Below are 24133 nucleotides of genomic sequence, written 5' to 3'. Positions count from 1 at the left end.
GTACGATAGCGGCACTCGTCACAAGGAGCCGTCATGTCCATCCCGTCCGTTACCGAACTCACGCTGCTCAAATGCCTGTGGAAGCAGCAGCCCCTGTCCGCCCGCGAAATCCACCAGCAGGTCGAGGCCGAACTGCAGTGGTCCTATTCGTCCACCCGCAAGACGCTCGACCGCATGCTGGAAAAACAGATGGTGGTGCAGCAGGTGGCCCATGGCATCAACGTGTATGCCGCCGCGCTGGACAAGGTGGAGACCCTGGCCGCCTTTGCCCGCGACTTCGGCAGCCGCGTGATGGAGATGGACCACCCGCTGCCCGTGAATATGTTCACGGGCTCGAAGCTGGTCAACCGCAGCGAGCTGGCGGAGTTGGAACAGCTGCTGCACGACTGGCCGGTGGACAAGGAGTGACGATGGCCTACTCCAGCTATCCCCTGGTGTTCCTGCAGGCCAGCCTTACCGCGCTGGCCGTGTGCACCGCGGCCTGGGCCGGGCTGCTGCTGGCAAGGCGTCGCTGGCCGGGACTGGCGCAGCGCCGCTTGCCCTGGCTGCTGGCCCAGCTGGCCGGTGCCGCGTCGCTGGTATTGGCGATGCTGCCCGGCCTGCCCCGTTACAGCCTGCTGCCGGCCGACGCGCCGGCGGCGGCGTCCATCACGGCACCGGCCGGCGGCAGCGCGCCGCTCGCCGGGGGCGGCACCGGCAGCGACGACCTGGACGAGGCCGAACGCCTGCCCTTGTTGGGCTGGCTGTGGCTGGCCTGCTATGGCGGCGGCCTGGCGTGGCACGCAGGACGCTGGCACAGGGCCCACCGTGCCGTACGCGGGCTGCTGCATGCGGGCGAACGCTGCGACGTGCAAACGCATCCGGCATTCGCCGCCGTGCATGCCGCCACGCCGCCCGTGCGCGAAGTCGATGCCCCGATCGCGCCGATGCTGGCCGGATTGCGCCGCCCCGCCCTGCTGCTGCCACGTCACCTGCGCGCCTTCCCGGCCGAACAGCAACAACTGATCGTGGCCCATGAGCTGGCGCACCTGCGCCGCCGCGACCACCTGTGGCAGCATGCCGGCGTGCTGCTGCAAACGCTGCTGTGGTTTATCCCGGCGGCCCACGGCCTGCGCGCCCACCTGCACTGGGCCCTGGAACTCGGTTGCGACCGCGCCGTGCTGGCCGGCCGGCCGGCGGCCACGCGCCGCAGCTATGCCGCCGCCCTGGTGGCGCAGCTGGCCGTACAGGTCGATGCACGGCATGCCGGCACGCCGCTGGCGGCCTTGGGCTTCGGCTGGTCCGCCACGGGCGCCGCCGCCCTTGCCGACCGCATCCGCATGATCCGTGATACGGGTCCCGCCGCGCCGGCACCGCTGGCCGGAGCCATCGCCCTGCTGCTGCTGGCGCCCCTGTGCGGTGCCAGCGTGCTGCTGCAACCGCAACCGGGCTGGCGCGACGAGCCCGGCATGCCCGCCCCGCCCCAAGCCACCGTGGCCCCCGCCGTTCGCTGGCAGGCGCCATTGGCGCAAGTGCAGGTGACGAGCGACTTCGGTACCACCAACCGGCCCAGCGGCAAGCCGCACCGGGGCATGGATCTGCGCGCCATGCGCGGCACGCTCGTCATGGCGCCGGCCGATGGCATGGTGGCCGTCTCCACCGACACGTATGCAGGTGGGCAGCGATACGGCAAGGTCGTCGTCATCGAGCATGCCGATGGCCTGCGCACCCTGTATGCCCACCTGGACAAACGCACCGTTCGCGCCGGCGACCAAGTCCGGGCCGGCCAGCAGATCGGGACGAGCGGCGCCACCGGCAAGGTCACCGGCCCGCACCTGCACTTCGAAGTGCAGCGTGGCGGCGCACAGGTCGACCCGCGCGACGTGCTAGGCGCTTCACTGCCGCCGATGGCCTCCACCCGACGCTGAAATCCCCGCCGCCGTCCCGGCGGCGTTCCCCGACCCCGACGTTCCCTTTACATCGAACCGCTGCCGCCAGGCGGCGCGGCTTCGCTCATCCATCGAAAAGAGACACCATGCAGTCATTTCGCCTTGGCCGCCTTCGGCTTGTCATCGCCATCGCCAACGCCATCGCCTGCGGCCATGCCGTGGCTTCCGAACCGCCTGTCGTGCAGGTCACCGGCGCGCGCTACGACCAGCGCCGCGAAGACACCGCCAGCACCGTCGTACTGGGCCGCGCGCAACTGGCGGCGGACGGCGGGCGCACGCTGGCCGACGCCTTGCAGCGCGTGCCCGGCATCACCGTCGATATCACCGGCCGCGGTACGGAAATCCGCATGCGCGGCCTGGGTGCCGGCTACACGCAGGTGCTGCTGAACGGCGTGCCGGCGCCGGCCGGTTTCAGCATCGACACCCTGGCGCCGGAACTGGTGGAGAAGGTGGAGATCGTGCGCGCCGCATCGGCCGAACTGGGGACGCAGGCCATCGCCGGCACCGTCAACATCGTGCTGCGCAAGTCGGCCGGCAAGGCCGGACGAGAACTGAACGCGGCCACCGAACGGCTGGGCCGGCGCTGGTCGCCCCGCGCCGGCGCCCAGTGGTCCGGCAAGGATCATCACTGGTCATGGCTGGCCGGCGTCAACGTCTTGCGTACCGCGCTGCCGGAACGGCAGTTGCAGCAGGAACGGGGCAGCGACGGTGCACGCGATACCGCCTTCGACAGCCTGGGCGTCATCGACAGTGCCGCGCTGACGCCGCGCCTGGCGTGGAAGCCCAACGATACCGACACGGTGACGTCGCAAAGCTTCGCCAGCTTCACGCGCCGGCGCATCGGGCTGGCGGGCCGGGAAACCCTGCTGGCCGGCGCGGCCACCGACTTCCCCGAACTGGACAGCCGGTTCCGTGCGCGCGCAACCCTGCTGCGCAGCGACCTGACGTGGCTGCACCGGCTCGAGTCGGGCGCCACGCTGGAACTGACGGCCGGCGCCAGCCACCATCCACGCAGCACCGACTTCACGTTTGCCGGTCACGCCGGCGCTGACACGACCACGCGGCACGTCCAGGCCGACATCGGCGACGACCTGCTGCTGACGAAGGGGAAGTTCACGGCCACGCCGTGGGGGCGCCATGCGCTGGTGGCAGGTTGGGACGTCAGCCGGGGCGAGCGCACGCAGACGCGGGTCGAGCAGGAATATGCGCCGGACGGCACCTTGAACTTTGCTCTGGACCAGCGCTACCGGGGCCGGATCGACCGCACCGCCTTCTATTTGCAGGACGATTGGACTGCCGGCGCGTGGTCGCTGTCGGCCGGGCTGCGCCACGAAACCCTGGTCACCGCCATTGCCGGTGGCGATGCCGCGCGCACGCGGCAGGTCGGCCGGCTGTGGAGCCCCGTGCTGCAGGCCGCGTGGAAGCTGGCGGACACCACCACCTGGCGCGCCGGCGTCAGCCGCACCTTCAAGGCACCGACGATGGTCGAGCTGATCCCCCGCCGCTACACGACCGACAACGGCAACAGCGCCACCAATCCGGACACGGAAGGCAATCCGGCGCTGCGTCCGGAACTGGCATGGGGCCTCGACACCGGCATCGAGCGCTACCTGGGTCCGGACGCCCTGGTCGGCGCGAGCGCCTATGCGCGACGTATCGAGGACGTGACCTTGCAGCAGCTGTACCAGGATGGCAGCCGTTGGGTGAGCCGGCCCGCCAACAGCGGCCGCGCCAGCACGCATGGTGTCGCATTCGAGGCCAGGCTGGCATTGACGCCGGCGCTTTCCGTGCGCGCCGACGTGGCACGCAACTGGTCGCGCGTCGCCGCCGTTCCGGGCCCGGACAACCGGCTGGACCGGCAGGTGCCCGTCAGCGGCACGCTGGGCCTGGACTACCGCACCGGCGCCATGGCATTCGGGGCCAATTTCGGCTACCAGGGCGGCGCGCGGACACGTCCTTCCGCGCGGCTGACGACGGCCGCGTCGGCGCAGCGCAAGCTCGATGCCTACGCCACGTGGCAGCTGGCCCCGGGCTGGCGCTTGCGCGTCGATGCAATCAACCTGCTGCGGCGAGACAGCGTGGCACGCCGCGCGTATTCTGCCGCCGCTGCCGATGCCCCTGCTGCATACAACTTGGGCGGCGACTGGCGCGAGGCCGTCACGGCCACGCAAACGCGCACGGCACTGCGCATCGGACTGGAGACGCGCCAATGACCCGCAATCCCCATGTCGACGTGCTGCGCGGCGCCGCCATCGCCTGCGTGCTGCTGCTGCACTTCGCGCTGGCCTTCGGCCTGAAGGACAGTCCCCTGGCCACCCTGTTCGGGCCGGACTTCGTGCGCGCCCTGGTCCTGAACGGCAATTTCGGCGTGACGGTGTTCTTCGTCATTTCCGGCTACCTGATCACGGCCAACTCGCTGGCGCGCTGGGACAGCCTGGCCCGGATCGACGCCCGCGCCTTCTATGCGGCACGGGCGCGCCGCATCCTGCCGCCGCTGCTGCTGGCCCTGGCCGTGATCGTGGCGCTGGGTTGCGCCGGCGTGCCCTACTTCGATAATTCCGATGCCGAGCCGGCGCTGTCGGCGTCGTTCTTCGTGCTGGGTGTGGGCTCCGTGCTGACCTTCTGGCACAACGTGCTGATGCAGTCGGCCGGCTACTTCAACTACTGCCTCAATATCTACTGGTCGCTGTCGGTGGAGGAGATGTTCTACCTGCTGCTGCCGCCGGCCGGCGTGCTGCTGCGCCGCACGTGGCTGTTCGTGCTGCTGTGCGCGGCGGCCATCGTGGCCGGGCCGCTGTACCGGGCCCACCATGCGGACAATGAACTGTATTTCATGTACGGCTACCTGGCCTGTTTCGACGCCATCGCCATCGGCTGCCTGACCGCGCTGCTGGTGCGGCGGCTGGCGTTGCCACTGCCATATGCGCGACTGCTGCGGTGGCTCGCCTGTATCGTGCTGGCGGCGGTGTACCTGCGCGGCATTCACGGGCACGAGGCGCTCGGCTTCACATGGGTTGCGCTGGCCGCCGCGCTGTTCCTGCTGGCCGCCGCCGGCGCACCGCAAGACCGGTCGGGCATCGGCGCCGGGCCGGCGCTGGCGCCGCTGCGGTGGATGGGGCGGCACAGCTATGAGCTCTACCTGTTCCACATCATCGTGCTGGCGCTGCTGCGCAATATGTTCGAGCGGGGGGACGTCGCCTATGCCGGCCGCCTGCCGCTGCTGGCCGGCTTCGTCGCGGCCAGCGCATTGGTGGCGTTCGGCGCCCAACGCCTGTTCAGAAGCACAGGTAGATCCGGTTCGCCAGGTCCAGCATGAAGGCCGGGCGCAGGTAGGCCGCGAAGCACAGTGCCAGCACGGCGGCACCGGCCAGCCAGGCCGCCGCCCGTTTCAGGCCGGGCTTCATGTCATGCCGCTTTCAAGCCGCCACGCACCAGCGGGCGTTCGTCGACGGGCAGGTTGGCCAGGGCAGCCAGCAGGCCCAGGCCCATGGCGATGCCCCACACCATGTCGTAGCTGCCCTGCAGGTCGAACAGGTAGCCGCCCAGCCAGACGCCGATGAAGCTGCCGATCTGGTGCGACAAGAACACCACGCCGGCCAGCATCGACATGTGCGACAGGCCGAACACGCCGGCAATGATGCCGTTCGTCAGCGGCACCGTGGACAGCCACAGCACGCCCATGGCGGCGGCGAACAGGTAGACCGACCACGGTGTCAGGGGTGCCAGCAGGAACAGGGCGATGACGGCCGAGCGGGCGAAGTAGATGAAGGACAGCAGGTAGCGCTTGGGCAGCTTGCCGCCCAGCTGGCCCGCCATGTAGGAACCGAAGATATTAAAGAGGCCGATCAGCGCCAGCGCCGTCACGGCCACCTTCGGGTCGGTCACGCCCTTGTCCTTCAGGTAGGCCGGCATGTGCACGCCGATGAACACGAGCTGGAAGCCGCAGACGAAATAACCGGCCACCAGCAGAAGGAAGGAGCGGTTGCCGACGGCTTCGCCCATGGCCTCGCGGATGCTCTGGTGGTGTCCGGCCGATTTGGCATGGGCCGGTTCGCGCAGCCGGAACGACATCGGCACCATCAGGAACAGCACCAGGCAGGCCAGCAGGTAGAAGGCATTCTGCCATCCGACCGACGAGATCAGGGTCTGCTCGATGGGCATCAGGAGGAACTGGCCGAAGGAGCTGGCGGCGCCGGAAATGCCGAAGGCCCAGGAACGCCGCTCCGGCGGCGCGGCCCGGCCGATGATGCCGCTGACGGCGCCAAAGCCCGTGCAGGCCAGCCCCAGGCCGATCAGGATGCCCGAGCCGATGATGAACAAGGTCGGCTCCTTGACGACGGCCATCCACACCAGGCCCGCCATATACGCCACCGCCCCCACCAGCACGACGCGCATGGTGCCGAAGCGGTCCGCCACCATGCCGGCCAGCGGACCGAAGGCGCCCCACATCAAGTTCTGCAACGCCATCGCCAGCGAATACGTCTCGCGGCTCCAGCCGTTGGCCTGCGAAATGGGCTGCATCCAGAAGCCGAAGCCATGGCGCACGCCCATCGCCAGGGTCAGCACGACGCCGCTGGCGATCAGGACGGCTTTCAGGTCGGGGGCGCGTTGGCTGGTGAACATGGCGAATCCGTCGATGAGGGCAGGCTAGTGTACTCCAAACAACATGTCCCGATATCGGGCCGCCTGGCGGCTGGGCCCGGGCTGGACTGGGCTGTTGACGTCCGCGTTACGCTGCCCGGTCCGCGTCGTACACAACGCCGATCTGCCGGCGGATGTCGTCCAGCACGCCCATCAGCGCCACCGTTTCGTCCAGCGGCATGACGGGGCTTTCCAGCAGGCCCTCGCGCAGGCAGCGGTTCACTTCGATGATTTCATGGGCGTAGCCGTTGCCGATGCGGGGCGTGTTGACGGTGCGGCGGCTGCCGTCGTTCAGTTCCACCGTCAGGTCCTGCGTGTTGTGGAAGCGGCTGTGCAGGCGGATGAAGCCCTTGCTGCCGCAGATCGTGCATTCGACCGGGGTGCGGGCCAGGAGGCTCGTATTGCAGCTCGACAGGCCGCCGTTCTCGTGGGTCAGCACGAAGCTGGACTGCACGTCCACGCCAGTCGGACCCAGCTGGCCGGCCGCCTTGACGGAGGCCACGGGCCCGAGGAAGTAGGCCGCGATCGACAGCGGGTAAATACCCAGGTCGAGCAGCGCGCCGCCGCCCAGGGCCGGGTTGAACAGGCGGTGTTCGGGACCGGCGTCGGAGTAGAAGCCCAGGTCGGCCTGGATGGTGGCGACGGTGCCGATCTCGCCGCTGGCGATGATGCGCTTCGCTTCCAGCAGCGACGGGTGGAAGCGCGTCCACATGGCCTCCATCGCGAACAGCTTTTTCGCCCGCGCCAGCGCCACGATCTCTTCGGCCTCGCGGCGGTTGATGGTAAAGGCCTTCTCCACCAGCACGGCCTTGCCGGCGTTCAGGCACATCAGCGCATTTTCGCGGTGCATCGGGTGCGGCGTGGCGACATAGATGGCATCGACATCCGGATCATCGGCCAGGGCCTGGTAGCTGCCGTGGCTTTTCGTCAGCTCGTGCGAGCCGTATTCGCCGGCGAAGGCGGTAGCGCTATCGACACGGCGTGAGGCAACGGCCGTCAGCACGGCGTCAGGCGTGTCCTTCAGCGCCGTGGCGAAGGCCTTGGCGATCTTGCCGGTGCCGAGGATGCCCCAGCGGATGGTCGGTACTGTCGCGGTCATGCTTTCTCCTGTGTGTGCGTGTTCCGCCTGGGGCGGAACACGGTGGTGTCGTCATAAAAAGCGTCGTCCTGCTGCGCCCACCAGCCGGGTATGCCCAGCACGGGGAGCGGCGTGAAATCGGCATTGCACAGTTCTTCCTGGGCCAGCTGGTGCGCCACGTGGGCGTCGATCCAGGCCTGGCGTTCCTCGCGCGGCAGCGTGAAGTATGTGTCGGCGGCGACGACGATGCGGGTGTGCGCCGTGATGGCCTTGTACGGCGCCACCAGTTTTTCCATCAGCGCGTGGCCGAACAGCCAGACTTCGGCATCGGCGCCGAACATGCCGGCGCGCTGCACGAAGGCTTCGCGCCAGCGGTGGCTGCGCAAGGCATCCACCAGCGCGGCGCCCTCCCCGCCTTCGCGCACGACCAGCAGCGCGGCATTTTCGTCGAAGATGGTGGCCGCATCCCTGGCCGGCCCGCGCGACTTGCCGATGCCGTCGCGCGCAATGCGTCCGGCCTGCAGCGCGTTGAGCTGGCGCTTCACCAGCGGGAAGGTCAGCCATACGAGGCCGTTGAAGAAGTCGTGCAGGTTCTCGCGCGTGGGCACGCCGCCGGTGGCGCCGATGAATTCCTCGTACGCCACGCCGTCCGGCAGCGCGGACTGGGGCACGAAGCGCAACGGCAGGCCCTGGTGGTTGACCAGCCCGAGCGCCTGCGCCCGGGCGTTGAAGGCGGGGATGACGTCGTCGCCCAGCCGACCGGCCTGCCCGGCCGCGGGCCGCACGGAGGCGTACCAGGGCCGGGACCAGTCGATCGTGCCGAACACTTAGGCCATTTTCCAGTTGATGGTTTCGCCCGCGTTCAGCGGCACCAGGTCCTGGTCGCCGAACGGCAGCGTTTGCGGCAGGGTCCACTGCTCGCGCTGGAGCGTGATGGTGCCCGCGTTCGGCGCCAAGCCGTAGAAGGTGGGGCCGTTCAGGCTGGCGAAGGCTTCCAGCTTGTCCAGCGCGCCGGCGCGCTCGAAGGCTTCGGTATACAGCTCCATCGCGTGCAGCGCCGTGTAGCAGCCGGCGCAGCCGCAGGCCGCTTCCTTGGCGCCCTGTGCGTGCGGTGCCGAGTCGGTGCCGAGGAAGAAGCGTTCGTCGCCGCTGGTGGCGGCCGTGACGAGCGCCAGGCGGTGTTCCTCGCGCTTCAGCACGGGCAGGCAGTAGTAATGGGGGCGGATGCCGCCCTTGAATATCTCGTTGCGGTTGTACAGCAGGTGGTGGGCCGTGATCGTGGCGCCGATCGGGCCTTCCGCCTCGGCCACGTACTGGGCCGCATCCTTGGTGGTGATGTGCTCGAACACGATGGGCAGCGCCGGGAAGTCCTTGCGCAGCGGGCGCATGATGCGCTCGATGAAGACGGCTTCACGGTCGAACAGGTCGATGTCGGCATCGGTCACTTCGCCGTGCACGAGGAAAGGCAGGCCCACTTCCTGCATCGTCTCCAGCACCTTGTAGCAGTTGGCCAGGTCGGTCACGCCGGCGTCGGAATTGGTGGTGGCGCCGGCCGGGTACAGCTTGACGGCATGAATAAAGTCCGTTTCCGCGGCGCGGCGGATTTCGTCGGGCGAGGTGTTATTGGTCAGGTACAGCGTCATCAGGGGCTCGAACGCCAGCTCCGCCGGCAGCGCGGCCAGGATGCGGTCGCGGTAGGCCGCGGCCTGCGCCACCGTCGTGACGGGCGGCTTCAGGTTCGGCATCACGATGGCGCGGCCGAACTGGCGCGCGCTGTGCGGCAGCACGGCCGCCATGGTAGCGCCGTCGCGCAGGTGCAGGTGCCAGTCGTCGGGACGGATGATGGTCAGGGACGACGGCGCGGAGAACGGGGAAGCTGTGGTGGACATGGCAACTCTCGAAAAACGGATGCGACATTCTACCCTCAGCGGGCGCCGGCACCGCAGCCCTTGCTTCCGGTGCGCTAGCGGATGATCCGGGCCAGGAACTCGCGCGCCCGCGCCGAGCGGGGCGCGCCGAAGAAGGCCTCGGTGGCGCAGTCCTCGACGATGCGGCCCTGGTCCATGAACACGACGCGGTTCGCCACCTTGCGGGCAAAGCCCATTTCATGGGTCACCACCATCATCGTCATGCCCTCGCGCGCCAGGTCGACCATCACGTCGAGCACCTCGTTGATCATTTCCGGGTCGAGCGCGGACGTGGGCTCGTCGAACAGCAGCGCCACTGGGTCCATCGCCAGCGCCCGCGCGATCGCCACGCGCTGCTGCTGGCCGCCGGAGAGCTGGTGCGGATGCTTGTCCTGCTGCGCCAGCAGGCCCACCCGCTCCAGGAAATGCAGGCCGCGCGCCTCGGCTTCCTCGCGCCCTCGCCCCAGCACCTTGACCTGGCCAAGCACCAGGTTGGCGCGCACGGAAAGGTGCGGGAACAATTCGAAATTCTGGAATACCATTCCGATACGGGCACGCAGCCGGGGCAGGTCGGTGCCGGCCGCGCCGACCGAAGTGCCGTCGACGATGATTTCGCCCTGCTGGAAGGGCTCCAGGCCGTTGACGGTCTTGATCAAGGTGGATTTGCCGGAGCCGGAAGGGCCGCAGATGACCATCACGTCGCCCCGGGCTACCTGCGTGCTGCAATCGGCCAGTACCTGGAACTTGTCGTACCACTTGCTGACGTTTCTCAGTTCGATCATCGCTGTCCACATGCGCCCGCGGCGGCCTGTGGGCGCCCATCCACAGTCGCTTGACAGTGCTGTGAGCCACAAGGATACTGCGGGACTTATTGATTAAATTGCCTGATCTTTTAGCAACGACGGCAAGAAGATCGTAACGGATAACCCCGAAAACGGCCGTCTCGCGGCGCGCGGTTTTCAGCATTCTAGCGGCAAAACCGGCCCCGCCCCCTTACCCGGCAAGGCGTGGCCCTACCAGGAGAAAGATATATGGAGACCAAAAACCATATCGAGAAAAGAAGCCGCCTGACCACCTGGATCCTGGTGGCACTGGCCCTGGGTATCCTGGCCGGATACGTATTGAATATCTCGATGACGGCGCCGGCCAGCTATTCGGAGGCGATGTCACTCGTTACCACGCTGTTCCTCCGCCTGATCAAGATGATCATCGCGCCGCTGGTGTTTTCCACGCTGGTGGTGGGCATCGCGCGCATGGGCGATGCCGGTGAAGTGGGCCGCATCGGCCTGAAGACGCTGGGCTGGTTCTTTATTGCCTCGGTGATGTCGCTGGCATTGGGCCTGGTGCTGGTGAATATCTTCCGCCCCGGCGATGCGCTGGCCGGCACCCTGAGCACCACCGGTGCCGCCGCCAACCTGGCCACCAGCAGCCTGACCTTGAAGGACTTCATCACCCACCTGGTGCCGTCGTCGATCGTGGACGGCATGGCCAAGAACGAGATCCTGCAGATCGTCGTGTTCTCGCTGTTCTTCGGCCTGGCCGCCGCCGCCGTGGGCAAGAAGGCCGAGCCGACCATCGAAGCCATCGACGGTGTCGCCCACGTGATGCTGAAGGTGACGCATTACGTGATGCAGTTCGCGCCGATCGCCGTGTTCGCGGCCGTGTCGGGCATCATCGCCAAGGAAGGCCTGGGCGTGCTGAAGACCTATGGCGTCTTCATGGCCGAGTTCTACTTCGGTATCGCCGTGCTGTGGGGCCTGTTGATCGCCGCAGGCTTCATTTTCCTCGGCAAGCGCGTTTTCGACCTGCTGCGCGAAGTGCGCGGCCCGACCCTGCTGGCCTTTTCCACGGCGTCGTCGGAAGCGGCATTCCCGAAAACTCTGGAAGGCCTGGAGCGTTTCGGTGTACGCAACCGCATCGCCGCCTTCGTGCTGCCGATCGGTTATTCGTTCAACCTGGACGGCTCGATGATGTACTGCACCTTCGCGGCCGTCTTCATCGCCCAGGCCTACGGCATCGACCTGTCGCTGGGCACGCAGATGACGATGATGGCCGTGCTGATGCTGACGTCCAAGGGCATGGCCGGCGTGCCGCGCGCCTCGCTGGTGGTGATCGCCGCCACGCTGAACCAGTTCAATATCCCGGAAGCGGGCCTGGTGCTGCTGCTCAGTATCGACCACTTCCTCGACATGGCCCGCTCGGCCACGAACGTCGTCGGCAACAGCATCGCGACGGCCGTGGTGGCGAAATGGGAAGGCGAACTGACGGCGCCGCAGACCGACAAGGACCTGGCGACGGCGCCGCTGACCTGATCGGTCGCACGCCGCAAGACATCAGGCCGGGCCGCAAGCCCGGCCTTTTTCATGGGCGCGCCGCCTGCGTCAGGGGCCGTTCTCCCCCAGCAGGCGGCGCCGGTCGCCCAGGTGCGACCATTCGGCCAGCCAGGCCCCCGGCATAATCAGCAGCATGCCGCAGGCCAGCATCACCACCAGCATCGGCTCCGGCACGGGCGGGGGATTGAGCGGCAGCACGGCGCGGTGGATGGCGGGAACGTCTTCCGCCAGCGGCTCGATGGGCAGCGCCGGGACGTGGGGCACGGTGGCCCAGTCCGCAGGCAATGCAGCCGGCGTGGTCGACAGGGTGCCGGGCGGATATTCCTCCAGCCAGATCGCGGCGGCAGCCGGCAGGCTGGTCGACAGCAGCAGCGCGGCAAACCACGCACTCAGGAGCGATTTCACGATGACCTCCGCCGGATGCCGCCCGAACGACGGCTCACCTCAACGCAGGCAAGGATCGCGCCAGTGAAAAACCCGTCAAGGAATCATCGGCTTACTGCGCAGTCATCAGCGTACTGGACAATAATGTAAGAAATCCCGACGGCGCCGCGCGGCCGGGCTCAAGCCAGCGCCTCGGCCGGAGCCTCCTCGTCGCCCCGTGCCTGCTGGCGCTCCCACATCTGCGCATAGACGCCGCCGCTGGCCAGCAGTGACTGGTGCGTGCCCCGTTCGACGATGCGGCCATGGTCCATCACGAGGATCTGCTGGGCATCGGCAATGGTCGACAGGCGGTGCGCGATCACCATCGTCGTGCGGTTTTTCGCGATCTCCTTCAACTGCGCCTGGATGGCCTGCTCCGACTTCGAATCCAGTGCCGACGTGGCCTCGTCGAAGATCAGGATGGCGGGGTTCTTCAGCAGGGTGCGGGCAATGGCCACGCGCTGCTTCTCGCCGCCGGACAGCTTCAGGCCACGCTCGCCGACCATCGAGCCATAGCCGTCGGGCAGGCTTTCGATGAAGTCGTGGATCGACGCGGCGCGCGCGGCCGCGACGATTTCCTCATGCGTGGCGCCAGGCTTGCCGTAGCCGATGTTGTACGCGATGGTGTCGTTGAACAGCACCGTATCCTGCGGCACGATGCCGATGGCATGGCGCAGCGAATCCTGGGTCACGCCGCGCAGGTCCTGGCCGTCGATCGTGATGGCGCCGGCGTTGACGTCATAGAAGCGGAACAGCAGGCGTGACAGGGTCGACTTGCCCGAGCCGCTGTGGCCGACGACGGCCGTGGTGGTGCCGGCCGGGATGGTGAAGTCGACGTCGAACAGGATCTGGCGCTTCGCTTCGTAGCTGAAGTCGACGTGGGAGAACTTCACCTGGGCGGCAGGGGTTTGCAGCGGCCGCGCGTCCGGCGCATCGGCCACCTCGCGGTTCTGGTCCAGCAGGGCGAACAGGCGCTCCATGTCGGCCAGGCTTTGCTTGATCTCGCGGTAGATCACGCCCAGGAAGTTCAGCGGAATATACAACTGGATCATGAAGGAATTGACCAGCACCAGGTCACCCAGGGTCATGCTGCCGTCGATCACGCCCACCGTGGCGCGCCACAGGATCAGCGTGACGGCCGTGGCGATGATGGCCGACTGGCCCGTGTTCAGCAGCGACAGCGAGGTCTGCGACTTGACGGCGGCCGACTCGAAATGCTGCAGCCCTTCGTCGTAGCGGCGCGCCTCGTAGTCCTCGTTGCCGAAGTACTTGACGGTCTCGTAGTTGATCAGCGAATCGATGGCCTTCGTGTTGGCCTTCGAATCGAGATCGTTCATGGTGCGCCGGAAGTGCGTACGCCAGTTCGTCACCAGCACGGTAAAGGTGATGTACAGAACCAGCGCCCCGACCGTGATGGCGGTAAACCAGATGTCGTAATGGGTGACGAGGTAGGCCAGCACCAGCGTGATCTCGACCAGGGTCGGCAGGATATTGAACAAGGTATACGAGATCAGCGAACCGACCCCGCGCGTGCCCCGCTCGATATCGCGCGTCATGCCGCCCGTCTGCCGGTTCAGGTGGAAGCGCAGCGACAGCGCATGCAGGTGCCGGAATACCTTCAGCGCGATGGTGCGCACGGCGCGCTGCGTGACGCGGGCGAACAGGAACTCGCGCAGCTCGGTAAACATCGTCGTCGACAGCCGCAGCGCGCCGTAGGCCAGCAGCAGCCCGGCGGGCAGGATCAGCAGCGCGTGCGGATCGCCCGGCTTGACCGTCATCGAATCGACCAGGTGCTTGAGCACGACGGGCACGCCGACGTTGGCCAGCTTGGCGCCCACCAGCGCCAGCAGCGCCGCCCCCACGCGCCATTTGTAGACCCACAGGTAGGGCAACAGGGTTTTCAGGGTAGCAAGGTCGCCACGGCTGTTGGCGGCGGCGGGCGGGGGGGACGAGTAGGCGGAACGGCGCATGACGGGCTTTGGGCTGGCGGTGAAAGACCCCCGCGCCGGCTGGCGCCGGGCTGGCCGGGGTCCCGTGGTTTACAATTTGGGCCATTGTAGCCCCAGAAGAGAATTCATGATGACCACGTCCCAAGCCAATCACGTCCCGCCGCAGATCAACGGCCTGCCCCCCGGCAAGATGCCCGAACTGCGCGTGATGCCCGCCCCCGCCGATGCCAATGTCTACGGCGACGTGTTCGGCGGCTGGATCATGGCGCAGGTCGATATCGCCGGCTCGCTGCCGGCCACGCGGCGCGCCAACGGCCGCGTCGCCACCATTGCCGTCAACTCCTTCGTCTTCAAGAACCCCGTGTTCGTCGGCGACCTGCTGTCGTTCTATGCCGATATCGTCAAGGTCGGCAATACCTCGATCACCGTCAACGTGGAGGTCTACGCGGAACGCAACCGCCTGCAGGCTGATATCGTCAAGGTCACGGAAGCAACCCTGACCTATGTCGCCACCGGTCCGGATCGCAAGCCCCGCCAGGTGCCGCCGATCGAGAGCCTGCTGCAAAAATAAGAGGCAGCCATGGACGACGGCCGCCGCCTGCTGCTGCTGACCGGTGCCCGCATGGCGGGCCTGGCGGCACTGTCGGCGGCCGCGCCCCGGCTGTTCGCCGCGCCCCGCAACAGCCCCTATCCGTTCAGCCTGGGCGTGGCCTCCGGCGCGCCGCTGCCCGATTCGGTCGTGCTGTGGACGCGCATCCTGCACGATCCGTTGAACGCGGCCGCCACGCCACCGGTTGCCTTCACGGTGCGCTGGGAAGTGGCCGAGGACGAAGCCTTTCGCACCATCGCCGCGCGCGGCAGCGCCACCGCCCTGCCCGCACTGGCGCACAGCGTGCACGTCGATGTGCGTGGATTGCGGCCGGACCGCTGGTACTGGTACCGCTTCCTGCTGGGCGACGCCGCCAGCCCCGTCGGCCGCACCCGCACGTCCCCCGCGGCGGATGCGCAGCCGGCCACGCTGAAACTGGCCGTCGCCTCGTGCCAGCACTGGGAATTCGGCGCCTATGGCGCGCACCGCCATATCGCCAGCGCCGCGCCGGACCTGGTGGCCTTCCTGGGCGACTACATCTACGAATGGGGCGCCTACCAGCTGCGCCATCCCGAGCGGGCCATCCGGCGCGACGAGAGCTTCACCCTGGCCGAGTACCGCGCCCGTTATGCCCAGTACAAGAGCGACGCCGACCTGCAGGCCGCGCACCATGCGGCGCCGTGGATCATGACGTGGGACGACCACGAGGTGGCCAACGACTACGGCGGCCTGCGGGACGAACTGCTGTCGGCAGGCTTCGCGGCCCGGCGCGCGGCGGCCTACCAGGCCTATTGCGAGCACCAGCCGGTGCGCTTCGCCGCCGGCGGCTTCAGCGACGTACGCATGTACCAGCGATACGATTGGGGCCGGCTGGCGCGCTTCCACATGCTGGATAACCGCCAGTACCGCTCGCCGCAGGCCTGCCCGCGTCCGGGCCGGGGCGGTTCCAGCTCCGTCTATCGCAATGCCTGCGCGCTGCTGGCGGACGGCAGCCGCACGATGCTGGGCAAGGCCCAGGAACAGTGGCTGAAGGAGGGATTGCGCGGGTCGAAGACGCGCTGGAATATCCTGGGCCAGCAGACCTTGATGGCGCAGTCGTCGCAGGTGGAAATCCACCGCGTCAGCGACGGCCGCTTCTGGACCGATGGCTGGGACGGTTATCCGGCGGCGCGCCAGCGCCTGCTCGACACCTTGCGCGCCAGCGGGGCCGCCAATCCCATCGTGCTGTCGGGCGACGTGCACACGTTTTACGCGGCCGAGCTGCGGCGCGACCCGACCGGCCCGGCGCGCGCCGGCAACCCGGTGGTGGCGACGGAGTTCTGCGGCACCTCCGTCACGTCCAGCTCGCGCCCGCAGCAGCGCACGGCGCAGTACGTGGCGATGAACCCCCATATCAAATACGGCCGCAGCGACCGGCGCGGCTACATGCTGTGCGAGCTGACGCCGCAGCGCACCACGGTGCTGTTCCAGGGGCTGGACGATGTGCGCGACCGGGCCAGCCCCGTCACCACGCTGGCCCGGTTTGCCGTGACGGCAGACCAGCCCCGCGTGGTGCAGCGCACCTGACTCATTCGGGCACGATCACGACCTTCCCCGTCACCTTGCGCGCGGCCATGTCGTTCAGCGCCTGCGCGGTCTGCTCCAGCGGGTAGCGCGCCGAGATGTGCGGGCGGATCTTCCCTCCGGCCATCCAGCCCATCAGCTGGCGCATGGCGCGCGCGTTGGCGGCCGGCTCGCGCTTGGCGTACTCGCCCCAGAACACGCCGACGATGGACGCGCCCTTGAGCAGCGCCAGGTTGAACGGCAGCTTCGGAATCTCGCCGTTGGCGAAACCCACCACCAGGTAGCGCCCGCGCCAGCCGATCGAGCGGAAGGCCGCTTCGGCGTATTCGCCGCCGACCGGGTCGTAGATCACGTCCGGGCCCTTGCCGCCAGTGGCCGCCTTGATCGCTTCGCGCAGATCCTCGGTGGCGTAGTTGATCGTGGCATCGGCGCCATGCTCGCGGCACACGGCCAGCTTTTCCTCGCTGGAGGCGGCGGCGATGACTCTTGCGCCCAGCGCCTTGCCGATCTCGATGGCGGCCAGTCCGACGCCGCCGGCGGCGCCCAGCACCAGCATGGTTTCACCGGCCTGCAGCGCGGCGCGGTCGACCACGGCGTGGTGCGAGGTGCCGTAGGTGAGCGTGACGGCGGCGCCCGTGTCGAAGTCCATCCCCGGCGGCATCGGCATCACGGCTTGCGCGGCCACGACGATCTGCTGGGCAAAGGCGCCGCTGGACGTAAAGGCGATCACCTTGTCGCCCACGGCCGGCGTCGTCACGCCCTCGCCCACCGCGCGCACCACGCCGGACAGCTCGCTGCCTGGCGTGAACGGCAGCTCCGGCTTGAACTGGTACTTGCCCTGGATGATCAGCACATCCGGAAAATTGACGCCGGCCGCCTTGACGTCGATGGCCACCTGGCCCGGGCCCGGCACCACGTCCGGGCCGTCTTCCACCACCAGGGTGTCGGGCAGGCCCCAGGCCTTGCATACCACTGCTTTCATGCTGTCTCCTCCAGTCGATGTTTCGTCATTGTCAGAACCAGGGGTCCTGCATGTCCAGCGCCGTCGTGTCGAGCTGCGCCAGCAGGTCCAGCTGCGGCCCCGTCTTCGGCAGTTCCCATTGGTAGAAGTAGCGGCAGGCCTGCAGCTTGCCCCGGTAGAAATCGGGCTCGCTGCCGCCATCGGGCGGGCAGGCCAGCGCCTGCTCCAGCCACAGCCACGCCACCACCACGTGGCCCACCGCCTCCAGGTACAGGCTGGCGTTGGCCAGGGTGCGGTTCATGTCGCCGGCGCCGTACATGGCCTGGGTGACCGTCACGACGCGCTGCCAGGCCGCGTCCAGTTGCGCCGCATGGCCGCGCAGGTCGGCCGAGGCGACGTCGCGGGCACGCGCCACCGTCGCGCCGATTTCCTCGCCCAGCGCGGCGAACAGGGCGCCATTCTGGATCGACACCTTCCGGCCCAGCAGGTCGAGGCCATGGATGCCGTGCGTGCCTTCGTGGATGGCGTTCAGGCGGTTGTCGCGGTAGAACTGCTCGACATTGTATTCACGCGTGTAGCCGTAGCCGCCGTGGACCTGGATGGCCAGGCTGTTCGCTTCCAGGCACCACTGGGCCGGCCACGATTTCGTGATCGGCGTCAGGATGTCGAGCAGCCGGTCCGCCTTCAGGCGCGCCGCCTCGTCGGGCGCGGTGCGCTGCTCGTCGACCAGCCTGGCCGAATACAGCACCAGCGCCAGCGCACCTTCCGCATAGGCCTTCTGTGCCAGCAGCATGCGCCGCACATCCGTGTGCGCGATGATGGGCAGCTGCGGCTGGGCCGGGTCCTTCTGGGCCGGGTGGCGCCCCTGCAGGCGGGTGCGGGCATAGTCCAGCGCGTGCAGGTAGCCCGTTACGCCCAGCACCGTCGCGCCCATGCCGACGCCAATGCGGGCCTCGTTCATCATGTGGAACATATTGGCCAGACCCTGGTGCTGCTGGCCCACCAGGTAGCCGATGGCGCCGGCCCGGCCGCCCGGCCGGTGCTGGCCTTCGCCGAAGTTGAGCAGGCAGTTGGTGGTGCCGCGATTGCCCATCTTGTGGTTCAGGCCCGCCAGCACGACGTCGTTGCGCTCGCCCGGCTTGCCGTCGGCATCCAGCAGGTATTTCGGCACGATGAACAGCGAAATGCCCTTCACGCCGGGGATGGGGCGGCCGTCCGGGCCGGGAATCTTGGCCAGCACGAGGTGGACGATATTGCCGGCCAGTTCATGCTCGCCGCCGGAGATCCACATCTTGTTGCCACGCAGCCGGTACTGGCGTTCGCCGTCCGGGCCGTCCTGCGGGTCCGGCTCGGCGCGCGTGGTGATGTCGGACAGGCTGGAGCCGGCCTGCGGCTCGGACAGGCACATGGTGCCGAAGAAGTCGCCGGCCAGCATCGGGCGCACGAAGCGTTCCACCTGCAGCGGCGTGGCCGTCTTCAGCAGCGTATTCGCATTGCCCAGGGTGAGCAGCAGGTAGGCCGACGTGGCCACGTTGGCGGCCATGCCGTAGGCCGACACGGCTTTCTCGACCACGCAGGGCAGCTGCATGCCGCCCAGTTCATAGTCCTGCGCGGCGGCCAGCAGGCCCGCCTCGGACCAGGCGTCCAGCGCGGCCTTCACTTCCGGGATGATGGCGACCTTGCCGTCGACCACATGCGGTTCGTTCTGGTCGTTCTTCTTGTTGTGCGGCGCGAACAGGTCAGTGGCAATGCGTTCGGCCGTGTCGAGGGCGGCATCGAAGGTTTCGCGGCCATGGTCGGCAAAGCGCTCCCGCTCGGCCAGGCGCTCCACGTCCAGCCATTCGTACAGCAGGAAGGCCAGGTCGCGGCGGGACAGGATGGTCGATGGCATTCTCAAGCTCCTTTCGGTGCGTCCGGCACGGCGCGGGGGCGGCCGAACGATTTGCTGGTCAGCTTCGTCATCTTCTGCAGGTAGGAACGGACCGGCAGGTAGCACTTCATCAGGTAGGTCTTGCGGTCGTCCTTGTGCGGCAGCACGAGGAACTGGCGAACCTGCACGGCGTTGAAGATGCTGTCGGCCACCTGCGCCGCCGTCACGCGGCCCCGGCGCAGCAGCTTCTGCACATTGGCCGCCGCCTTCGGATCGGTGGTGCGCAGCGACTCGGCCAGGTTGGTCTGGAAGAACGAGGGGCAGACCACGGACACGCCGATATTCTCATTGGCCAGCTCCAGGTGCAGCGTTTCGGAAAATGCGACGACGGCGGCCTTGCTGGCGTTGTAGCTGCCCATGCCGGGCGGATGCACCAGCCCCGCCATCGACGCGATATTGACGAAGTAGCCCCGCCGCTGCGCGCGGAACAGGGGCGCGAAGGCCTGGCAGCCCCGCACCACGCCCAGCAGGTTGATGTTCAGGATCCACTCCCACTGCTCGATCGGCTCGGCGTCGAGCGTGCCGGCCGTGGCCACGCCGGCGTTGTTGACGACGATGTCGACGCCGTTCCACTCGGTGACAAGGCGGTTGGCCGCGGCCTGCAGGTCAGCCGTGCTGGTGACGTCGCAATGGAGGAACAGGCCCGTACCGCCGGCCTGCCTGATTTCTTCCAGCACGGTCGCGCCCCTTGCATCATGCACGTCGCCGATGCACACGCGCGCGCCGGTGCGGGCCCAGCGCAATGCGATCTCGCGTCCCAGTCCCGACGCGCCGCCGGTGATGAAAATCCTGTTGGTCATGGTGTCCTTGCGATGAAATCAGTGGGAGCGCAGCTTGCCGTAGCCGAGCCGTTTCAGTTCCAGCTTCGCGATCAAGGTCTTGTGCACTTCGTCGGGGCCGTCGGCCAGCCGGATCGAACGGGCCTGGATGAAGAATGCCGATAATGGCGTATCGTCGGACAGGCCGGCGCCGCCGTGGATCTGGATCGCCATGTCGCATACCTGCTGCAGCACGTTCGGCGCCACCACCTTGATCAGCGAGATCTCCTTCATCGCCTTGGCCCCGCCGACGGTGTCGATCTTCCACGCCGCGTGCAGGGTCAGGAGGCGGGCCTGGTCGATGGCGATGCGGGCCTCGGCCAGGCGCTCGGCATTACCGCCCAGCTCCATCAGGGGCTTGCCGAAGGCTTCACGCGCCATGCCGCGGTGGACCATCAGTTCCAGCGCCGCCTCGGCCGCGCCGATGCAGCGCATGGCGTGGTGGATGCGGCCCGGCCCCAGGCGGCCCTGGGCGATCTCGAAGCCCCGTCCCGGACCGGCGATGACGGCCGACAGCGGCAGGCGCACATTGTCGAAGTGGATTTCGCCGTGGCCGTGCGGCTCGTCATACCAGCCGAACACGGGCAGCATGCGCACGATCTTCACGCCCGGCGTATCGACCGGCACCAGCACCATCGTGTGCTGCTCGTGCTTGCCCTTGGCGGGGTCCGGCGTGTGCGCCATGACGACGAGGATTTTCGTGTGCGGATCGCCGATGCCGCTGGACCACCACTTCTTCCCGTCGATGACGATCTGGTCGCCGTCGACGACGGCGGTGGCGCGCATATTGGTGGCGTCCGACGACGCCACGTCCGGCTCCGTCATGCAGAAGGCCGAGCGGATTTCGCCGGCCAGCAGCGGGTGCAGCCACCGTTCCTTCTGCTCCGGCGAGCCGTAGCGGAACAGCAGTTCCATATTGCCGCTGTCGGGCGCATTGCAGTTGAAGACCGTGGGCGCCAGCAGGCTGCGGCCGGTTTCCTCGGCAATCGGCGCATACTCCAGCACCGACAGGCCGGCGCCCAGCTGCGCGTCCGGCAGGAACATGTTCCACAGGCCCTGGGCGCGCGCCTTGCGCTTGAGCTCTTCCAGGGCGGGCGGTACGGTCCAGCGGCTCCAGTCGGCGCCGTGGTTGGCCTGGCGGATGCCGGCCCAGAATGCCGGTTCGACGGGCGCGATCTCGTCGCGCATGAAGGCCTGGACTCTGGCCAGGTAGTCGGCCGCCTTGCTGCTGGGGGTGAAATCCATCATGGCTCCTGTGCTGTGGGTGCGGGACCAGTCTAGAGCAGTTGCCGATTAAATCAAATTGACGTATTTTTATGGAGGTCATCAATTATATTGATGGCCTCAGTTACTCCTGAAACCATTGGAAGAGCCCATGCGCTTCGACGTCAACCTGCTGAAAGTGCTGGAATCGATCTACGCCAACGGCGGCATCACGGGCGCCGCCAACGCCCTGCACCTGACCCAGCCGGCCATTACCCATTCGCTGAACCGGCTGCGCGAGATCTTCGACGATCCCCTGTTCGTCCGCCAGGGCAACCGCATGGTGCCGACCCATAAGACGCGCACCCTGATGCCGAAGCTGCAGTTCCACCTGAGCGGCCTGCGCGCCGCCATCGAGGCGGTCGGCCAGTTCGACCCGGCCCAGGTCGACGCCGTGTTTACGGTGGGGTTTCGGGACGTGCTGGAGTCGATCATGTTTCCCGCGCTGGTGCGCCACATCACGGCGGTGGCGCCGAAAGTGCGCCTGGTGAGCCGGCGCGTGCAGCGCGACGACGTCGACCGCCAGCTGGTCTCCGGCGCGATCGACCTGGTGATCGACCGCAGCACCCACACGGACAGCCGCATCCACAGCGAGTTCCTGGCGCACGACGCGATGGTGCTGGCGATGCGGGCGGACCATCCGCTGGCCGCCGGCACCCTGCGAACGCGCGACTTCCTGGCGGCCCGGCACGTCTCCGTGGTGTCGCACGGCACGGTGGACCCGCTCGACCAGCTGCTGCTCGAAGGCGGCAAGGCGCGCGATATCGGCATCGTCTGCCAGCACTATTTTTCGGCCTGCCAGGTAGTGGCCGACAGCGACTGGCTGGTGGCCGTGCCGGCCGCCTACGCCAACGCCATGTGCCGCCTGCTGCCCATCGTCGTGCGGCCGCTGCCGATCCGGCTGAAACCCCTGCGCATCGAGATGTACTGGCATGCGGCGATGGACGAGGACCCCGCGCAGCGGTGGCTGCGGGGCCTCATCGCCCAGGTGTTCCGGGAGCAGATGTAGGGCCGTAAAAAAGGCTCCTTGCGGAGCCTTGTTCCTGCATGCGGGCGCGCTTACGCGGCCTGCTTTTCATCGCGCAGCTGGCGCCGCAGGATCTTGCCGACATTCGTCTTCGGCAGTTCGTCGCGGAACTCGATGTACTTCGGCTTTTTATACGCCGTCAGTTCGTGCTTGCAGAAGTCCAGCAACTGCTCGGCCGTCAGGGCCGGGTCCTTGCGCACGACGAACAGCTTGACGGCTTCGCCGGAATTCTTGTCCGGCACGCCGATGCAGGCGCATTCCAGCACGCCAGGGTGGGCCGCAACGACGCCTTCGACTTCGTTCGGGTAGACGTTGAAGCCCGAGACGATGATCATGTCCTTCTTGCGGTCGACGATGCGGGTGTAGCCCCGTTCGTCCATGATGCCGATGTCGCCCGTCTTGAAGAAACCGTCCGGCGTGATGGACTTGGCCGTTTCGTCCGGGCGCTTCCAGTAGCCGGCCATCACCTGCGGGCCGCGGATGGCGATCTCGCCGGCCGTGCCCAGCGGGACGGGGTTGCCGTCGTCGTCCAGGATGGCCACTTCCGTCGACGGGATCGGCAGGCCGATGGTGCCCGTGAACTCCTTGATGTCGACGCGGTTGGCGGTGGCCACGGGCGACGTCTCGGACAGCCCGTAGCCTTCGATGATGGGCGTGCCCGTCAGCTTGAGCCAGCGGTCCGCCACGGCGCGCTGCACAGCCATGCCGCCGCCGTTGCAGATCTTGTAGCTGGAGAAGTCCAGTTTGGCGAATTCCGCGTTGTTCAGCAGCGCGTTGTACAGCGTGTTCACGGCCGGGAACACGGTGACCTTGTACTTGGCCAGTTCCTTGACGAAGCCGGGAATGTCGCGCGGGTTCGGGATCAAAAGGTTCAGGCCCCCCAGGCGCATGCTCATGAAGGCACTGATGGTGAGCGAATAGATGTGATACAGCGGCAGCGCGCAGACGAATACGGGCTGCTCCGTCTGCGGCTTCATCTGCAGCCACGCTTCGTTCTGCAGCACGTTGGCGACGACGTTCCGGTGCAGCAGCATGGCGCCTTTCGATACGCCCGTGGTGCCGCCTGTGTACTGCAGGAAGGCGACATCGTCATGCCCCGCCTTCACCGGGCTGAGCGTCATGCGGCTGCCTTCGGCCAGCACCTGCTTGAACGTGACGGCGTTCGGCAGCGAGAACGCCGGCACCATCTTCTTCACGCGGCGCACGACGAAGTTGACGATGGCGCCCTTGATCCCGCCCAGCAGGTCGCCCATCGAGGCGACGATGACGTGCTTGACCTGGGTCTGCGCCAGCACTTCCTGCACCGTGGTGGCGAAGTTTTCCAGCACGATGATGGCTTCCGCGTCCGAGTCCTTCAGCTGGTGCTCCAGTTCACGGGGCGTGTACAGCGGGTTGACGTTGACCACCGTGTAGCCGGCGCGCAGGATGCCGGCCATCGCCACCGGATACTGCAGCACGTTGGGCAGCATGATGGCCACGCGCGCGCCCGGTTTCAGGCCCTTGCCCTGAAGCCAGGCACCGAATTTCTGCGACATCTGGTCGACCTGGGCATAGGTCAGGAACTTGTCCATGCAGACGTACGCATTCTGGTCCGCATACTTGCGGAAGGAATCCTCCAGCAGGTGCGTCACCGAGCGATATTGCGTGCTGTCGATCTCCGCCGGTACGCCTTCGGGATAGGATTTCAACCAGATTTTTTCCATTCGATGCCTCTTCTTTCGTT

Annotated in this window: 21 protein-coding genes; 8 read left to right on the top strand and 13 right to left on the bottom strand. The window is 67.5% G+C overall.

Annotated features, from left to right (window positions below):
* The first annotated feature begins 33 nt into the window (after positions 1-33).
* The 4 genes from GM672_RS12360 (at position 34) to GM672_RS12345 (ending at position 5244) form a co-directional block, all read left to right on the top strand.
* Positions 34-408: a BlaI/MecI/CopY family transcriptional regulator gene (locus GM672_RS12360; RefSeq protein WP_155470833.1), complete on the top strand. Its 375-nt coding sequence runs from the start codon at positions 34-36 to the stop codon at positions 406-408.
* A 2-nt stretch (positions 409-410) separates the two neighbouring features.
* Positions 411-1907: a peptidoglycan DD-metalloendopeptidase family protein gene (locus tag GM672_RS29735; RefSeq protein ID WP_155470832.1), complete on the top strand. Its 1497-nt coding sequence runs from the start codon at positions 411-413 to the stop codon at positions 1905-1907.
* A 107-nt stretch (positions 1908-2014) separates the two neighbouring features.
* Complete coding sequence (locus GM672_RS12350) at positions 2015-4141, top strand: TonB-dependent receptor plug domain-containing protein (protein ID WP_155470831.1); 2127 nt, start codon at positions 2015-2017, stop codon at positions 4139-4141.
* On the top strand, positions 4138-5244 hold the full coding sequence (locus GM672_RS12345) for an acyltransferase family protein (protein ID WP_155470830.1): 1107 nt from the start codon (positions 4138-4140) through the stop codon (positions 5242-5244). Before GM672_RS12350 ends, GM672_RS12345 begins: the two co-directional genes overlap by 4 nt.
* On the opposite strand, the gene GM672_RS29560 is transcribed toward GM672_RS12345, so the two are convergent.
* The 6 genes from GM672_RS29560 to GM672_RS12320 all read right to left on the bottom strand — a co-directional run bounded on the left by GM672_RS29560 (position 5204) and on the right by GM672_RS12320 (position 10336).
* On the bottom strand, positions 5204-5332 hold the full coding sequence (locus GM672_RS29560; protein ID WP_260099187.1) for a hypothetical protein: 129 nt from the start codon (positions 5330-5332) through the stop codon (positions 5204-5206). The genes GM672_RS12345 and GM672_RS29560 overlap by 41 nt on opposite strands.
* Before the next feature lies 1 nt (position 5333).
* Entirely contained in the window at positions 5334-6551 is a 1218-nt protein-coding gene (locus tag GM672_RS12340; RefSeq protein ID WP_155470829.1) for an MFS transporter, read from the bottom strand.
* A gap of 106 nt (positions 6552-6657) precedes the next feature.
* The gene (locus GM672_RS12335) at positions 6658-7668 is read right to left on the bottom strand and encodes a Gfo/Idh/MocA family protein (protein WP_155470828.1); all 1011 of its coding nucleotides are present in this window, start codon (positions 7666-7668) and stop codon (positions 6658-6660) included.
* Positions 7665-8474, bottom strand: coding sequence for a DUF3025 domain-containing protein (locus GM672_RS12330; protein ID WP_170300037.1), 810 nt, complete (start codon positions 8472-8474; stop codon positions 7665-7667). Before GM672_RS12330 ends, GM672_RS12335 begins: the two co-directional genes overlap by 4 nt.
* On the bottom strand, positions 8475-9536 hold the full coding sequence (gene pyrC, locus GM672_RS12325; RefSeq protein WP_155470827.1) for a dihydroorotase: 1062 nt from the start codon (positions 9534-9536) through the stop codon (positions 8475-8477).
* 74 nt (positions 9537-9610) lie between these two features.
* Positions 9611-10336: an amino acid ABC transporter ATP-binding protein gene (locus tag GM672_RS12320; RefSeq protein ID WP_155470826.1), complete on the bottom strand. Its 726-nt coding sequence runs from the start codon at positions 10334-10336 to the stop codon at positions 9611-9613.
* A 267-nt stretch (positions 10337-10603) separates the two neighbouring features.
* On the opposite strand from GM672_RS12320, the gene GM672_RS12315 reads away from it, so the two are divergent.
* Positions 10604-11866, top strand: a complete 1263-nt coding sequence (locus tag GM672_RS12315) for a dicarboxylate/amino acid:cation symporter (protein ID WP_229427756.1) — start codon at positions 10604-10606, stop codon at positions 11864-11866.
* A gap of 69 nt (positions 11867-11935) precedes the next feature.
* Here GM672_RS12315 and GM672_RS12310 read toward each other — a convergent pair whose 3' ends face one another.
* Together GM672_RS12310 and GM672_RS12305 are read right to left on the bottom strand one after the other, a co-directional pair.
* Positions 11936-12292: a hypothetical protein gene (locus GM672_RS12310; RefSeq protein ID WP_155470824.1), complete on the bottom strand. Its 357-nt coding sequence runs from the start codon at positions 12290-12292 to the stop codon at positions 11936-11938.
* A gap of 158 nt (positions 12293-12450) precedes the next feature.
* Entirely contained in the window at positions 12451-14280 is a 1830-nt protein-coding gene (locus GM672_RS12305) for an ABCB family ABC transporter ATP-binding protein/permease (protein WP_155470823.1), read from the bottom strand.
* A gap of 109 nt (positions 14281-14389) precedes the next feature.
* Here GM672_RS12305 and GM672_RS12300 point away from each other — a divergent pair, with 109 nt between their 5' ends.
* Positions 14390-14830, top strand: coding sequence for an acyl-CoA thioesterase (locus GM672_RS12300; protein WP_155470847.1), 441 nt, complete (start codon positions 14390-14392; stop codon positions 14828-14830).
* 9 nt (positions 14831-14839) lie between these two features.
* Complete coding sequence (locus GM672_RS12295; protein WP_155470822.1) at positions 14840-16414, top strand: alkaline phosphatase D family protein; 1575 nt, start codon at positions 14840-14842, stop codon at positions 16412-16414.
* A gap of 1 nt (position 16415) precedes the next feature.
* On the opposite strand, the gene GM672_RS12290 is transcribed toward GM672_RS12295, so the two are convergent.
* The 4 genes from GM672_RS12290 to GM672_RS12275 are packed head-to-tail and all read right to left on the bottom strand — an operon-like array spanning position 16416 to position 21365.
* The gene (locus tag GM672_RS12290; RefSeq protein ID WP_155470821.1) at positions 16416-17393 is read right to left on the bottom strand and encodes an NADPH:quinone oxidoreductase family protein; all 978 of its coding nucleotides are present in this window, start codon (positions 17391-17393) and stop codon (positions 16416-16418) included.
* A 31-nt stretch (positions 17394-17424) separates the two neighbouring features.
* Positions 17425-19263, bottom strand: a complete 1839-nt coding sequence (locus GM672_RS12285; protein ID WP_155470820.1) for an acyl-CoA dehydrogenase — start codon at positions 19261-19263, stop codon at positions 17425-17427.
* 2 nt (positions 19264-19265) lie between these two features.
* On the bottom strand, positions 19266-20102 hold the full coding sequence (locus GM672_RS12280; RefSeq protein ID WP_155470819.1) for an SDR family oxidoreductase: 837 nt from the start codon (positions 20100-20102) through the stop codon (positions 19266-19268).
* A gap of 18 nt (positions 20103-20120) precedes the next feature.
* Entirely contained in the window at positions 20121-21365 is a 1245-nt protein-coding gene (locus GM672_RS12275) for an acyl-CoA dehydrogenase family protein (protein ID WP_155470818.1), read from the bottom strand.
* 130 nt (positions 21366-21495) lie between these two features.
* Between GM672_RS12275 and GM672_RS12270 the strand changes: the two genes are divergently transcribed.
* Entirely contained in the window at positions 21496-22392 is an 897-nt protein-coding gene (locus GM672_RS12270) for a LysR family transcriptional regulator (RefSeq protein ID WP_155470817.1), read from the top strand.
* Between the two features lie 50 nt (positions 22393-22442).
* Here GM672_RS12270 and GM672_RS12265 read toward each other — a convergent pair whose 3' ends face one another.
* A complete protein-coding gene (locus GM672_RS12265; protein WP_155470816.1) occupies positions 22443-24113 on the bottom strand; it encodes a long-chain fatty acid--CoA ligase in 1671 nt (556 codons plus the stop codon).
* Positions 24114-24133 lie beyond the last annotated feature (20 nt).

The organism is Pseudoduganella buxea (assembly GCF_009720835.1).
Taxonomy (GTDB): Bacteria; Pseudomonadota; Gammaproteobacteria; order Burkholderiales; family Burkholderiaceae_D; genus Rugamonas; species Rugamonas buxea.
The sequence above is the reverse complement of the archived record's forward strand: the minus strand, read 5'-3'. Positions and strand labels throughout refer to the sequence as shown.